Genomic DNA, 15754 nt, shown 5'->3' on the forward strand with positions numbered 1-15754 from the left:
ATTCAGTGCATGGCGGATGCGACACGCGAGATCGAGCGCAAGTACGAATCCGACGGCAGCGGGCTGCCCGACCTGACCGGTGTCGGGGGAGTGGCCGCCGTGGTCGACAAGGGCCTGGTCGAACTGGACGCCGTCTACTACGACACCGCCGACCAGCGACTGGCCGCCGCCTCCCTCACCCTGCGCCGCCGCACCGGAGGCTCCGACGCCGGCTGGCACCTGAAGATTCCGGTCGCTCCCGGGGTCCGCGACGAGATCCGGGCCCCGCTCTGCGACACCGTCCCCGGCGAACTGGCCGCCCTGGTGCGCTCCAGGGTCCGCGACGCCGAGCTGATCCCCCTGGTCCGGCTGCGCTCCGCCCGCGATGTGCGCCACCTGCTCGACGCCCACGGCACCCTGCTGGCCGAGGCGAGTGTCGACACCGTGACCGCCGAGCGGCTCACCGCCGGGGGCGGGGCCGCCCAGTGGACCGAGATCGAGGTGGAGCTGGCCCAGGACGGCGACCCGGCCTTCCTCGACAAGGTGGAGAAACGGCTGCGCAAGGCGGGCGTTCGCCCCTCCGGAGCACCGTCGAAACTGGCCCGGGCCCTGGAACAGACCGGTACCGCCCGCCCGGAGCCGGTGAAGCCCCCGGAGCCGAAGACCGCCGGCGACCACGTCCTCGCCTATCTGCGCGCCCAGCGGGACGCGCTCGTCGCCCTCGACCCCGCCGTCCGCCGGGACCTACCCGACTCCGTGCACCGCATGCGCGTCGCCACCCGCCGCGCCCGCAGCACCCTGTGCACCTTCCGCAAGGTCCTCGACCGCACCGTGACCGACCCCGTCGCCGCCGAGCTGAAATGGCTCGCGGGGGAGCTGGGCGTCGACCGCGACCGCGAGGTCCTCAGCGACCGCCTCGCCACCGCCCTGGACGGTCTCCCGCCCGCCCTCGTCACCGGCCCCGTCCACGACCGCATGGCCGCCTGGGCGAGCGCCCGCCGCAGCAGTGCCCGGGGCAGGGTGACCGGCGTCCTCGACTCCCGCCGCCACCTCGCCCTCCTGGATTCTCTGGACGCACTCCTCGCCGACCCGCCCCTGCGCCCGGCTGCCGCCCGGAAACCGCAGAAGGTGCTGGCCAAGGCCGTCCGCAAGGACCTGGCGAAGCTCTCCGGCCTGGTCGCACAGGCCCTGGAGCTGCCACCCGGCAAGGAGCGCGACCTCGCCCTGCACGAGGCCCGCAAGAAGGCCAAGCGCACCCGCTACGCAGCCGAGGCCGCGACCCCGGCCCTGGGCTCCCCGGCCCGCGCCCTCAGCGCCTCCACCAAGGCCCTCACCAGCCTTCTGGGTGACCACCAGGACAGCGTCATGGCCCGCCGTGCCCTGGGAGAACTGTCGGCGGTGGCCCACGCGGCGGGGGAGAGCACGTTCACCTACGGCGTGCTCTACGCCAGGGAGGAACAACGGGCGGCCGGGACCGAGGCGGAACTGCCGGGGCTGTGGGACTCGGTCCGCGGCGGTGCCGAGGTGTGACTTCCGCGGGCTCCGGCCGTAAAAAAACCTCTCTGTGCTCCCCGCCGACGCGGGGCGCCGTGATCGCCGTGCCAGGCGTGGCCTCGGGCGCGTTAGGCTTGATGGTCACCCCTGTCAGTCCAAGAAGGTTCGAGATGCCTGTCGAGTCGGTCTTCCCGCAGCTCGAAGCTCTGCTCCCGCATGTGCAGAAGCCGATCCAGTACGTGGGCGGCGAGCTGAACTCCACTGTCAAGCCCTGGGACGACTGTGATGTCCGCTGGGCGCTCATGTACCCCGACGCGTACGAGGTCGGTCTGCCCAACCAGGGCGTCATGATCCTCTACGAGGTCCTCAACGAGCAGGAGGGCGTCCTCGCCGAGCGCACCTACAGCGTGTGGCCGGACCTGGAGGCGCTGATGCGTGAGCACGGCGTCTCGCAGTTCACCGTGGACAGCCACCGCCCGGTGAAGGCCTTCGACGTGTTCGGCCTGTCCTTCTCCACGGAGCTGGGCTACACGAACATGCTGACGGCCCTGGACCTGGCGGGCATCCCGCTGGAGTCCAAGGACAGGAGCATCGACGACCCGATCGTCCTGGCCGGCGGCCACGCCGCCTTCAACCCGGAGCCGATCGCCGACTTCATCGACGCGGCGGTCATCGGCGACGGCGAGCAGGCCGTGCTGGACATGACGCGCATCATCCGCGAGTGGAAGGCGGAGGGCCGGCCGGGAGGCCGCGAGGAGGTCCTTCTCCGCCTGGCGAAGACCGGCGGGGTGTACGTACCGGCGTTCTACGACGTCGAGTACCTGCCGGACGGCCGGATCGCCCGTGTGGTCCCCAACCGCTCCGGCGTCCCGTGGCGGGTGTCCAAGCACACGGTCATGGACCTGGACGAGTGGCCGTATCCCAAGCAGCCCCTCGTCCCCCTGGCCGAGACGGTCCACGAGCGCATGTCGGTGGAGATCTTCCGCGGCTGTACGCGCGGCTGCCGCTTCTGCCAGGCGGGCATGATCACCCGCCCGGTGCGCGAGCGCTCCATCACCGGCATCGGCGACATGGTCGACAAGGGCCTGAAGGCGACGGGCTTCGAGGAGGTGGGCCTGCTCTCCCTCTCCTCCGCGGACCATTCGGAGATCGGCGACATCGCCAAGGGCCTGGCGGACCGCTACGAGGACGACAAGATCGGTCTGTCCCTCCCCTCCACCCGTGTCGACGCCTTCAACATCGACCTGGCCAACGAGCTGACACGCAACGGCCGTCGTTCCGGCCTCACCTTCGCCCCCGAGGGCGGCTCCGAGCGCATCCGCAAGGTCATCAACAAGATGGTCTCGGAAGAGGACCTGATCCGCACGGTCGCCACCGCCTACGGCAACGGCTGGCGCCAGGTGAAGCTGTACTTCATGTGCGGCCTGCCGACCGAGACGGACGAGGACGTCCTGCAGATCGCCGACATGGCGACCCGCGTGATCCAGAAGGGCCGCGAGGTGTCGAGGTCGAACGACATCCGCTGCACGGTGTCCATCGGCGGCTTCGTCCCCAAGCCGCACACCCCCTTCCAGTGGGCGCCCCAGCTCTCCGCCGAGGAGACGGACGCACGCCTGGAGAAGCTCCGCGACAGGATCCGCGGCGACAAGAAGTACGGCCGCTCGATCGGCTTCCGCTACCACGACGGCAAGCCCGGCATCGTCGAGGGTCTCCTCTCCCGGGGCGATCGCCGCATCGGGGCGGTCATCCGCGCGGTGTACGACGACGGCGGCCGTTTCGACGGCTGGCGCGAGCACTTCTCGTACGACCGCTGGATGCAGTGCGCCGACAAGGCGCTGGCCCCGTTCGGTGTCGACGTCGACTGGTACACCACCCGCGAGCGCACGTACGAGGAAGTCCTCCCCTGGGATCACCTGGACTCGGGCCTGGACAAGGACTGGCTCTGGGAGGACTGGCAGGACGCCCTGGACGAGACGGAGGTCGAGGACTGCCGCTGGACGCCGTGCTTCGACTGCGGTGTGTGTCCCCAGATGGACACGGCCATACAAATCGGCCCGACCGGCAAGAAGCTGCTTCCGCTGACAGTCAAGAACGCGGGTCCGACGCCGGCTTCGAGTGGTCACGCGCACTGAGGTGGGCGAGGCACTCGATCGGGTGGTTGAGGCGTTGGCGGGGGTGAGCGAGGACGAGTTGGCTGCTGCATTGGCTGCTCTCGGGACCCCAGCTTCGAGCCGTCGGCAGGCGCCGCAGGAGCGCTCTCGCACTCCTCTGCCGGGTCCTGGGAGGTCGTCGGGCATCCACTCTGAAGTGGAGTGGGTCTGAGCCCCTGCGGCCCCACACAGGCCGCGTAGCGACCATGAGCGCCCCCTTCGCTTCGGAGGGGGCGCTGTCGTGTCATGACCTGCCGGAACATCCGGTGCAAGTTGCCTTTGGCAAGTTGATGTCCGTACCAGCGATTGCTGGTTAAAGTCGTTTGGTTACTACTGGTTGTGGGGGCAACCAGAGCTTGGTCGGCTCTGCCGACATCCTGGGGAGGGCCTGTAGCGCATGAGTCGTCGCTCTGCTGGTTTTGTCGGTGCCTGGGCAGAAATGCAGCGTCAGCACCAGCGTCAAGTGGAAGCCGAAGCCAGACGGCTCCGGGAAGAGGCACGGCAGGCGCGGGCCTATCAACGACGTGCCACGCAGGAGTACCGGCAGTACCGCCAGGCAGAGGCGCGGCGACGTACGGAGGAACTGGACGCGCAGGTCGCCACCTTGCAGGGGCTGCTGACCGCGGGCTGCCAGGCGCCGGCCTTCAGAGCCTCGTCCCTGATGCGCGCGGAAGAGATCCCGCCGTTCGACCCGGGACAGCTCGCCTGGCCCGTGCGCATGCCGGATCCAAATCAGTACCAGACACAGGGAGGTTGGACCGCAAACCGGCGTGCACAGGCCCAGGCGGAGGCGCAGGCTCGCTTCGAACGGGACTGGCACGCTGCGCAAGCTGCCGAGGCCCAGCGACAGCAGCGGCTGGCTGCCCTCCAGCGGGACTACGAGCAGAGGACTGGGGCTCAGCGTGCGGAGGTGCGTCGGCACAATGCCGGCATTGTCGAGGTGACCGAGGGCGTGAGGCGGGGAGACCCTGACTCCGTGGTCGAGTACTTCTCAGCGGCTCTCTACTCGTCGCCTGCCTGGCCGGAAGGGTTTCCTCGACAGGTCGCGGCAGCCTTCGACTCGGCGGCGCGACAGCTTGTGCTGGACTGGGAGCTGCCCGGATACGACGTGGTCCCCGAGGCGAAATCCGTGAGGTACGTGCCCGCCCAGGACGAGGACAAGGAAAGCGCACGTCCGGTTACTCAGCGCCGTGGGCTGTACCGAGAGGTGCTCGCGCAGAGCCTGCTGTTGGTCCTGCATCAGCTCTTCGCGGCGGACGAATACGGCATCCTCGACTCGGTGGCCCTGAACGGCTTCGTCGACGCTCACGATCCGGCCACGGGCCGACGCACGCACATCTTCCTTGCGACCGTCATGGCCCAGCGGGCGGCGTTCACTGGCCTGCACCTGGAACAGGTGGACGCGGTCAGCTGTCTGACCGACGCGTTGAGGGGTCAGCTCGCGTCCCGCCCTGATCAGCTCACCTCCGTGCGCCCGGGCCGAAAGCCACAGGACGTCGGAAACCACGTCGTGGCGCACGGGAGTGATGAGGAGCCGGATCTGTATGAAATGGATCCGATCGAATTCGAGTCGCTCGTTGCCGACCTGTTCCGCGCCATGGGCATGCAGGCTGTGACGACCCAGCGCTCGAATGATGGCGGCGTGGATGTGAATGCGCTGGATCCGACGCCCATCCGAGGCGGCAAGATCGTCGTACAGGTGAAGCGGTACCGCAGCACGGTGCCGCCAACCGCGGTGCGTGACCTGTATGGGACGGTCCAGGACGTCGGCGCCAACAAGGGTGTGCTGGTGACCACGGCCGGCTTCGGTCCCGGCTCACACACGTTCGCCCGGGGCAAGCCCTTGGAACTCATCTCGGGCGGTGAACTCGTCGACCTCCTGCACCGGCACGGGCTTCGTGGGCGCCTGGGGGAGGGAGGTCGAGCGACTCCAGCGCAGCCGTCGCCGACCAGTCCTGCAACAGCGCCCGACAACCACAACGTGTTGGGCATGGCGTGGTCCGGGAGTGTCGCACTGGACGTCTGCGCTCTCGTCTGCCGTGGTAACCGAGTCCTGAGCGAAGACCACTTCGTCTTCTTCAACAATCCGCAGACCCCGGACGGCTCGGTACGCACAGTGCCGGCTTCGGCACCGGACAAGGCAGCGCTCCGTGTTTCCTTCGACGCGCTGCCGGAAGCGGCTGATCGGTTCGTGCTCGTGGCGGCCGTTGATCCGGAGGTGGACCCGGAAGCCGACCTATCCGGATTCACCAATGCATGTATTCGGTTGCTGGACCCGGCAATGACTGAGCTCGGTCGGCTCGAAGTCTCCGATGGCCGTTCCGGCGAGACCGCATTGGTGCTCGGCTCCTTCCGGCTCAGGCCCAATGGCGACTGGGACTTCGTGCTTGGAGGGAAGGGGTACACAGGTGGGCTGGAGCAGCTCGTCCAGGAGTACGGCATCGAAGTGGAGTGACGACACGGGGCTCCTACATAGTGCTGACCTTGTCCCCAGATGGACACCCACATCCAGATCGGCCCCACGGGCAAGAAGCTCCTGCCGTTGACGGTCAAGAACGCCGCGCAGGTCCCCGCCTCGAGCGGACACGCGCACTGACCGGGCGAGGCGCCTGACCGGGTGAGGGGTCTGATCGGGCGAGGCGCCTGACCGGCGTCGACGCGCCGGCCTGAACAGGCTGAACCACAGAACGTGCCGAGCCCCCTTCCCGAGCCGGAGGGGGCTCAGCGGCGTACGGCGGCTTCCCGCTTTCTCCTGAGCTGTTGCGGAGGGGCGCGGCCCGGCGTTGGAATCAAGTGTGAGGCACTTTGGTGGCGCCGTGTCCGCCGGCCGTCCCGCTCCCGGGACGGGGCCCGGCCGGAAAGGGCTCAAGAGCGACGCCCTGGGCATGTTCTCCTCGGTCGCCATGGGCCTGGCCTCCACGGGCCCGGCGTACAGCCTCGCCGCCACGCTGGGCATCATCGTGGCCGGGGTCGGACTGCAGGCGCCGATCGTCACCATGCTGGCGTTCGTCCCGATGCTGCTGGTCGCGTACGCGTTCCGGGAGCTCAACGCGAACGACGCCGACTGCGGCACCACCTTCACCTGGGCCACGCGCGCCTTCGGACCGCGTACCGGATGGATGGGCGGCTGGGGCCTGATCGTCGCCGACATCATCGTGATGTCGAACCTCGCCGAGATCGCCGCCGCCTACGGCTTCCGGCTGGTGGGCCTGGACGGGCTGGCGGAGAGCCGGCTGTGGACCACCGTGGCGGGCATCGTCTGCATCGCCGCGCTGACGGTGATCTGCTACGTCGGCATCGAAATCTCGGCGGCTGTCCAGCGCTGGCTGCTGTGCCTGGAAGTGGCGATGCTGATCCTTTTCGCCGTCGCCGCGCTGATCAGGGTCTACACCCATCCTCCCCCGACGGCGATCCACGTGTCCGCCTCCTGGTTCAATCCCTTCGAGGTCCCCTCGGCAACGGCCCTGACCTCGGGCGTCCTGGCAGGCGTCTTCACCTACTGGGGCTGGGACACCGCCTTCTCCGTCAACGAGGAAACCGTCGACAGCACGCGCATCCCCGGTCGCGCCGCGATCCTGTCCACGGTGCTGCTCCTGGTCACCTACGGGCTGGTGTCCACTGCGGCGCAGTCGTTCGCGGGAGTCGGCACCTCGGGGATCGGGCTCGGCAACGCGGACAACGAGGACGATGTGTTCTCCGGACTGGGCGCGGCCGTGTTCGGAAGCCAGCACACGGGGCTCGTCCTGTCGAGACTGCTGACCCTGATGGTGCTGACCTCCGCGTTGGCCTCCGCACAGACCACCATCCTGCCCCTGGCCAGGACCGTCTTCTCCATGGCCGTCCACAGGGCCGTCCCCACCCGGTTCGCCCGGGTCCACCGCAGGTTTCTCACCCCGACGTGGGGGACCGTCGGCATGGGAGCGGCCTCGATCGCCGTGCTGGTCCTGATGACGTCGTTCAGTCAGAACATCCTGGCCGACTCGATCGACTCGGTCGGTCTCGCGATCGCGTTCCAGTACGGACTGACCGGCTTCGCCTGCGTCTGGTACCACCGCAAGGTCCTCACCCGCAGCGCCAAGGACCTGGTCTTCAAGGGCGTGCTGCCGGGGATCGGCGGGCTGATCATGGTCCTGCTGTTCCTCTACGCAGCCTTCGTCGTCTACGCGGATCCCCGGTACGGCTCGACCACGGTCGACCTGCCGCTGATCGGGAGGACGGGCGGGGTGACCGTGCTCGGCCTGGGTGCCCTGCTGCTCGGGTTCCTGCTGATGCCGATGGCCACGCGTGGCCACAGCGTGGCCCTCAGACTCCAGCGGAGCCTGCTTCCGCGCCGCCTGCCCCCGCACGCCGCCATCGACTCGGTGAGCCGCTACCAGCCCGCCGACAGCGGGTCCGGGGTGGGCGGCGACTGGTACGACGTCATCCCCCTGTCGGGCACCCGGGTCGGCCTGGTCGTCGGGGACGTGCTCGGTCACGGCCTGCGTGCCGCGGCCACCATGGGACGTCTGCGCACGGGGGTGCGTGTCCTGGCCCGGCTGGACCTGAGCCCGGACGAACTCCTGTCCCGCCTGGACGACCTGGTCGAGCAGACAGCGCACGAGGGCGGACCGGACCACGGCCCGGGCCGTCTGATGAGGCCGCACGTCGACGCCGCCCTGGGCGTGAGCTGCCTGTACGCGGTGTACAACCCTGTCTCGGGGAAGTGCATCCTGGCGCGGGCCGGGCAGCAGGTGCTGGCCGTCGTCGCACCGCACGCGGGCGTCGTCAGCCCTTTGCAGCTGCCCCCGGGACCGCCCCTCGGAGTCGGTGGACCGCCCTACGAGAGCATGGAACTGGACCTGGCGCCGGGCACTCTCGTCGCCTTCTTCACGGGCGGCCTCCTCCAGGCGGCCGAAGACCGTGACGCCGGGCTCGCGCAGCTGTCCGACGTCCTCGTCGGCGGCGGAGGATCGCTGGACGACCTGTGCGACCGGACGCTCGCCACGCTGCTGCCCGGGGCGGTGGACGAGGACGCCACGCTGCTCGTGGTCCGCACCCACCGGCTCGACCGCAACCAGTTCGTCCGGTGGGAGCTGCCCCCGGACCCGGCGGCGGTGGCCACCATCCGCACCGCCGTCGGCAAGCAGCTCGGCGACTGGGGGCTGGACGACCTGGCGTTCACCACCGAACTCATCGTCAGCGAACTGGTCACCAACGCCATCCGCTACGTCGGCGGCCCGATCCAGGTACACCTCATCCGCGACCGGGCTCTGATCTGCGAGGTGTCCGACACCGGCCACACCTCGCCCAATCTGAGGCACGCCGCGAGCGACGACGAGGGGGGCCGGGGCCTGTACATCATCGCCCAGATGACCCACCACTGGGGCACGCGTTACACGTCCACCGGCAAGACCATCTGGACCGAGCAGGACCTCCCCGCAGGCGAAGGGCCGCCTGCGTCTCCCCGGACCCCGGCGGCCGAAGAACAGCAGGCGGGCCCGTGACCCGTCCGCTCCACGCGGGTGCCTGCCGGGTGGGCGACCACGCGGCTGTCGTGCGCGCCCGGGGACTGCCTGCTCGCCTTGCCCGACCTGTCGCTGGAGCAGGGGACGACAAGATCTGACCGCATGCGGGTCAGATGTGACTGCATCGCAACCCAGGGTGGGAATCCGGACCGGCGACCCCGTGCGTCTAGGCCGGTATGGAACTCCGCAAGCCGTCGTCCCAGCCCCAGCAGCCGCCCGAGGGATGCCTCGTCGTCGCGCTCAGGATCCCGCTGCGGGTCCTGGTGTTCCTGCTGGTGGTGCCGGTCCGGCTGGCGTGGGACGCGGTGGTCGCCGTCGCAGGGTTCCTCTGGCGCTGTCTGCTCGCCCCCGTCGGCCGGGCGATCGGCTGGGTCCTGCACGCCCTTCTGATCGTGCCCCTGACATGGCTGTACCGCTGGCTGCTCACCCCCCTGGGGCACGCCCTCGTGTGGCTGTACGTGCGTGTGCTCACCCCGGTCGGACACGCGATCCTGTGGGTCCTCACCCCTGTCGGGCGCGCCCTGGCCCGGTCCCTGTACTGGATCACCCGCGTCCTCCTCGTCCTGCCCGCCCTCGCCCTGTGGCGCTGGATCCTCGCGCCCGTCGGCCGGGTCCTCGCCGCCGTCGGACGGGAGATCGGTACGGCCCTCGGGCACGCATGGCGGGTCGCGGGACACGTTTCTCGCGCTGTCGGCCGGGTCCTCGGGACCCTCTTCCGGTGGATCTTCCTGGAGCCGCTGCGCTGGGTGTACCGGACGGTCCTCACCCCGGTCGGGCATGTCGTACGGGACCTCGTGCTGCGGCCCGCCGCCCAGGCCGCGCGCGCGGTGGGGCGGGCCGTGCGACAGGCCCGCGCCGACCTGGGACGGATGCTGTTCGGCGAGCCCCGGCAGCCGGTGCGGACGGACCGGCGGGAACCCGAGAGCCGCGCTGCACGTACTCTTGAGAGAAGTACGACCGCTCTCACGAAGGACTAGGACACTGGGCAAGCGACAGCCCGAAGGCCCGCCGCCCGCACCCGCGGTGCAGCGCATCCGACTGCGCTACACCAAGCGAGGCCGCCTCCGGTTCACCAGCCACCGTGACTTCCAGCGCGCCTTCGAGCGCGCGCTGCGCCGCGCCGATGTGCCCATGGCGTACTCGGCGGGGTTCACGCCGCACCCGAAGGTGTCGTACGCCAATGCCGCACCCACCGGCACGGGCAGTGAGGCGGAGTACCTGGAGATCGCGCTCACCGATCGGCGCGATCCCGAGACGCTGCGCGTCCTCCTCGACGAGTCGCTGCCCACCGGGCTCGACGTCGTCGACGCGGTCGAGGCGCGGACCTCCGGTCTCGCCGACCGGCTGACGGCCTCCGTCTGGGAGCTGAGGCTGGACGGTGTCGACCCGGCCGACGCCGAACGCGCGGTCGCGGCCTTCACCAAGGCCGACACCGTGGAAGTGCAGCGCATGACCAAGAACGGCGTCCGCACCTTTGACGCCCGTCCCGCGGTCATGAGTCTGGAAACGCACAGTTCGCAGGCTGATAGGCCGACCGACCAGCCCTGTGCGATACTGCGGCTGGTTGTTCGGCACGTGACGCCTGCCGTACGACCCGACGACGTCCTGTCCGGTCTCCGCGCCGTGGCCGACCTGGCGCCGCCGGTCCCCGCAGCGGTGACCAGGCTGGCGCAGGGGCTGCTCGATGAAGAGACCGGCACGGTGACCGACCCGCTCGCGCCCGACCGCGAGGCAGCCGAGGCCCTGACGGCCGTACCGGCAGCCGCCGCGACAGCGCCGGTGCCGGAAGGTTCCGCGTAGGGACGGACGTCGTAGCGCCGCCCTCGTACTCGGGAGCCACCTGGGTCGGGCAGCGCACCGACCAGAAGACTTTCGCCAGGCCGTGCACACAAGGCGTACGGAACCGGCGAGACAGGACACAGAGTGCTCCCGTGCGGCGCCCGCGCCCCGGACGGCGGCCATCGCGCACAGCGCGGGCCGCGGACGTCAACGGCGGGCGGTCCCTCACGACCGCCGCCGGACCAGGTGCGGCGCCCGGGAGCCTGACGGGAGAAACGCCCGCATGCTGGAATCGACCGAACCCAATGAGGGTTCCGAACTGAACACTCCTAGCGACACCCTGCCCCCGCGCAGGCGTCGCCGTGCCGCCTCTCGCCCGGCGGGACCGCCCGCCGCGGCGGGCGAGGCACCCACCGAGGCCATCACGTCGGCCATACCGGCCGCCGAGAGCGAAGAGATCGCTGATCCGCCGGCCGAGCCGGCCGAGCAGGCCGAAGAGACCCCACAGAGCGAGCAGGCCGAGAAGGCAGCGACCGAGGCTGTGACGGCTGCCGCCGCCGAGCCCGCTCCTGCCCCCCGCCCCCGTCGCCGTGCGACCCGCCGTGCCTCCGCGCCCGCCGGGGCACCCGTGTCGGCCGAGGCCGCGGAGACCGTCGTCGCGCCCGCCGAGGAGCGGCCCGCGGCCGTCGAGGCCGCTGAGACGCCTGAGACCGCCGGGGCCGAGGAGGCCGCGCCTGCCGCGCGTCCCCGTCGTCGTGCGGCCCGTCGTGCGTCGACGCCCGTCGGCTCCCCGCAGGTGAGCGAGGCTGCCGAGACGGTGGTGGCCGCTCCGGCTGCTGAGACCAGCGAGACGCCTGAGACCGCCGGGGCAGAGGAGGCCGCGCCTGCCGCGCGTCCTCGCCGTCGTGCGACGCGTCGTGCGTCGACGCCCGTCGGCTCCCCGCAGGTCAGCGAGGCCGCCGAAACCGCCGAGACCGCCGAGACCGTGGTCGCTCCGGCCGCGGAGGCTGCCGCGCCGGTCGAGGAGCCCGCCGCTGTGGCTGAGGCCGCGCCTGCCGGTCGTACCCGCCGTCGGGCGACCCGCCGCGCGACCGCGCCCGCCGGGGCTCCGGCGTCCGTGGAGCCGGTCGAGTCCGTGGTACCCGAGGAGACGCCCGCCGTCGCCGAGCCTGCCGAGCCCGTCGCCTCCGCCCCGGCCGCCGAGGCCGCTGAAGAGGCGGCGCCGCGTCGTACCCGCCGCCGTGCCACCCGCCGGGTCTCCACGCCCGCCGGTGCTCCCGCGGCCGAGGAGGCCCCCGAGACGGCAGCAGCCGTCGCCGAGCCCGCCCCGGCCGCCGCCCCGGAGGCGGAGAGCGCCCAGGCTGCCGAGGCGCCGCAGGCCCCCGCTGCCGAGGCCCCCGCCGAGGCGGCGGCCCCGCGGCGTCGCCGCCGGGTCGTGCGGCAGGCCGCGACCGGGTTCTCCGAGCCCGCGCAGCGATCCGCGCGTCCCGCCGCCAAGGGCACCGAGGCCGAAGCCGAGGCCGAGGTCTCGCGCCGGCCGGCGCGCCCCGCCGTGGCCGTCTTCCAGGCGCCGGTGTTCGCCGAACCGAAGTTCCAGACCCTGCAGCGGGCCGCCGCCGAAGCCGCCGCCGAGGCTGCCGAGGCCGCGGAGACCGCGGAGGCGGAAGAGACCGAGGAGACCGAGGAGTTCGCGGAGGAGCGCGCCGAGGCCGGTGCGCGCCGCCGCCGTCGCCGCCGGGGCGCTGCCGTGGCCGAGGAGGCCCAGGCCGTCGAGTCCGCCACCGAGCACGAGGCGGCCGAGGCGGCCGAGGTGACCGAGGAGGCCGAGGAACTCGCCGAGGGCGAGGAGGCCGAGGGCTTCGAGGAGGGCGGCTCGCGCCGTCGTCGTCGTCGCGGTGGCCGTCGCCGCCGTCGCGGTGAGGTCGCCGAGGGCGAGGGCGCGGAGGCCGAGACCGAGGAACTGGCCGCCGAGCAGGCCGCGCAGGACGCCGAGGACACCGCCGAGCAGGAGGAAGAGGACGCCGAGGACGGCGAGGTCTCCAGCTCCAGCAGCCGTCGCCGCCGTCGCCGTCGTCGCCGGGCTGGTGACACCACCGTCGACACCGAGCCGTCCGCCGACGACCCGGAGCGCACGGTCGTCAAGGTCCGCGAGCCCCGCAAGGCCGCCGAGCCGTCCGACGAGGTGCAGTCCATCAAGGGCTCGACCCGTCTGGAGGCCAAGAAGCAGCGCCGCCGCGAGGGCCGCGAGCAGGGCCGCCGGCGCGTGCCGATCATCACCGAGGCCGAGTTCCTGGCCCGGCGCGAGGCCGTCGAGCGCGTGATGGTGGTCCGCCAGTACGGCGACCGTACGCAGATCGGCGTCCTGGAGGACGGCGTGCTCGTCGAGCACTACGTCAACAAGGAGCAGTCGACCTCGTACGTCGGCAACGTGTACCTGGGCAAGGTCCAGAACGTGCTGCCGTCGATGGAGGCCGCCTTCATCGACATCGGCAAGGGCCGCAACGCCGTCCTGTACGCCGGTGAGGTCAACTTCGAGGCGCTGGGCATGGCCAACGGCCCGCGGCGCATCGAGTCGGCCCTGAAGTCCGGCCAGTCCGTCCTCGTCCAGGTGACGAAGGACCCCATCGGGCACAAGGGTGCCCGCCTGACCAGCCAGGTCTCCCTCCCGGGCCGCTACCTCGTGTACGTCCCCGAGGGCTCGATGACCGGCATCAGCCGCAAGCTGCCCGACACCGAGCGGGCCCGGCTGAAGACCATCCTCAAGAAGATCGTCCCCGAGGACGCGGGCGTCATCGTGCGCACCGCCGCCGAGGGCGCGAGCGAGGACGAGCTGCGCAGGGACGTCGAGAGGCTCCAGGCGCAGTGGGAGGACATCCAGAAGAAGGCCAAGAGCGGCAACGCGCCGACGCTGCTGTACGGCGAGCCGGACATGACCGTCCGGGTCGTGCGTGACATCTTCAACGAGGACTTCTCCAAGGTCATCGTCAGCGGTGACGACGCCTGGGGGACCATCCACGGATACGTCTCGCACGTCGCGCCCGACCTGGCCGACCGGCTGTCCAAGTGGACCAGCGAGGTCGACGTCTTCGCCACATACCGGATCGACGAGCAGCTCGCCAAGGCCCTGGACCGCAAGGTCTGGCTGCCCAGCGGCGGCTCGCTGGTGATCGACAAGACCGAGGCGATGGTCGTCGTCGACGTCAACACCGGCAAGTTCACCGGTCAGGGCGGCAACCTCGAAGAGACCGTGACCAGGAACAACCTGGAGGCGGCCGAGGAGATCGTGCGCCAGCTGCGGCTGCGCGACCTGGGCGGCATCGTCGTCATCGACTTCATCGACATGGTCCTGGAGTCCAACCGCGACCTGGTGCTGCGCCGTCTGCTGGAGTGCCTGGGCCGCGACCGTACGAAGCACCAGGTGGCCGAGGTGACCTCGCTGGGCCTCGTGCAGATGACACGCAAGCGCGTCGGCCAGGGCCTGCTGGAGTCCTTCTCCGAGACCTGTGTGCACTGCAACGGCCGTGGCGTCATCGTGCACATGGAGCAGCCGACCGCCGCCGGTGGCGGTGGCAAGCGCAAGAAGCGCGGGCGTGGCGGCGACGGGCAGGTGCCCGAGCACGAGATCGCCGCGGTGGCCCTGGAGACCGGCGAGGCGGTCGAGCCGGAGGTGGAGTCGGCCGCGGAGGTCGTCGCCGAGATCGCCGAGCCGGTCGCGCTGCCGGCCCCCGAGTTCGCGCCGGACGAGGAGCTGTACAGCAGCGTCGCCGAGGCGGAGGCTGCGGCCACCCGTGGCCGCGGTCGCCGTCGGGCGAGCCGTCGGGCCGCCGCTCCGGCGGGCGCGCCGAAGGCGGAGAGGGCCCCCAAGGCGGAGAAGGCTGCCAAGGCGGAGAAGGCCCCGAAGGTGGAGGAGGCCCCCGAGGCCGAGGCCGCCGTGGCCGAGGCCGCCGCACCGGCACCGGCCGCCGAGGCCCCTGTCGAGGCCGTGGCCGCCGGTCCTGTGACCGCAGAGCCCGCGGCCGTCGAGCCCGCAGCAGTCGAGGAGCAGGCAGCCGCGCAGCCGCAGGCCGAGGCGGTCGCCGTCGAGGAGGCTGCGCCCAAGGGCCGTACGCGCCGTCGTGCGACCCGCAAGGTGTCCGCGCCGGCCGGTGCCCCCGCAGGGGCCGAGGCGACCGTCGTGACGGTGGCCGAGGCTCCGGTGGAGCAGCCGGCGACCGAGGCTCCTGCCCCCGCCCCGGCCGCGGTCGAGGAGGCGCCCGCCGAGAGCGCCGCTCCGGCCCGTCCGCGCCGCCGCGCCGTGCGCAAGGCCACCGCGCCGACCGCCGCCGAGGAGACGGCCGTCGTGGTCGTCCCGTCGGCCGCGCCGGAGGAGGCTGCCGCCGAGGCCGAGGCCGAGGCCGAGGCCGTGACCGAGGCCGTCGAGGCCGGGCCGGTCGCGGAGGCCCCGGTCGCCGAGGGGACGGCCGAGGAGGCTGCTCCGGCGGCCAAGAAGGCGGCCCGCAAGACCGCCAAGAAGGCCACGGCGAAGAAGGCCGCCACCAAGAAGACCGCGGCCAAGAAGACGGCGGCCAAGAAGACGGCCGCCAAGAAGACGACGGCCAAGAAGGCGGCCAAGACCGTCAAGACGGCCGCCGCGAAGTCGACGGCGAAGAAGACCACCGCGGTCTCCGCCACCGACGAGGGCTGATCCCCGTCCCACCCCGTGTGGTCCTGCCTTTCCGGCAGGGCCACACGGCTTTCAGGGGAAGTTCTGGCCCGAGCGAATGTGAAACAAAGGAGAGAACCTCGATGATCGGCCTCGTGCTGGCGGCCGGCGCCGGACGGCGTCTGCGCCCCTACACCGACTCCCTG

General features: G+C 71.4%; 7 protein-coding genes. All 7 read left to right on the top strand.

The features are described 5' to 3' along the window. Positions 1-9: 9 nt before the first annotated feature. The 7 genes from K7G59_RS09615 (at position 10) to K7G59_RS09645 (ending at position 15590) form a co-directional block, all read left to right on the top strand. Positions 10-1509: a CYTH and CHAD domain-containing protein gene (locus tag K7G59_RS09615; RefSeq protein WP_225832214.1), complete on the top strand. Its 1500-nt coding sequence runs from the start codon at positions 10-12 to the stop codon at positions 1507-1509. Between the two features lie 134 nt (positions 1510-1643). Continuing rightward, positions 1644-3605, top strand: a complete 1962-nt coding sequence (locus K7G59_RS09620; RefSeq protein WP_225832218.1) for a TIGR03960 family B12-binding radical SAM protein — start codon at positions 1644-1646, stop codon at positions 3603-3605. A 415-nt stretch (positions 3606-4020) separates the two neighbouring features. Then, positions 4021-6078 carry a restriction endonuclease gene (locus K7G59_RS09625; RefSeq protein WP_225832221.1) on the top strand — a complete coding sequence of 686 codons (2058 nt, stop codon included), beginning with the start codon at positions 4021-4023 and terminating at the stop codon, positions 6076-6078. 361 nt (positions 6079-6439) lie between these two features. Continuing rightward, complete coding sequence (locus K7G59_RS09630) at positions 6440-9106, top strand: amino acid permease (protein WP_225832225.1); 2667 nt, start codon at positions 6440-6442, stop codon at positions 9104-9106. Between the two features lie 197 nt (positions 9107-9303). Further along, positions 9304-10104: a hypothetical protein gene (locus tag K7G59_RS09635; protein ID WP_225832227.1), complete on the top strand. Its 801-nt coding sequence runs from the start codon at positions 9304-9306 to the stop codon at positions 10102-10104. A 46-nt stretch (positions 10105-10150) separates the two neighbouring features. Beyond that, a complete protein-coding gene (locus K7G59_RS09640; RefSeq protein ID WP_225832228.1) occupies positions 10151-10927 on the top strand; it encodes a TIGR03936 family radical SAM-associated protein in 777 nt (258 codons plus the stop codon). A gap of 262 nt (positions 10928-11189) precedes the next feature. Then, the gene (locus K7G59_RS09645) at positions 11190-15590 is read left to right on the top strand and encodes an Rne/Rng family ribonuclease (RefSeq protein WP_225832230.1); all 4401 of its coding nucleotides are present in this window, start codon (positions 11190-11192) and stop codon (positions 15588-15590) included. Positions 15591-15754: the final 164 nt, after the last annotated feature.

The organism is Streptomyces sp. NK08204, assembly GCF_020400585.1.
In the GTDB taxonomy this organism is placed as follows: domain Bacteria; phylum Actinomycetota; class Actinomycetes; order Streptomycetales; family Streptomycetaceae; genus Streptomyces.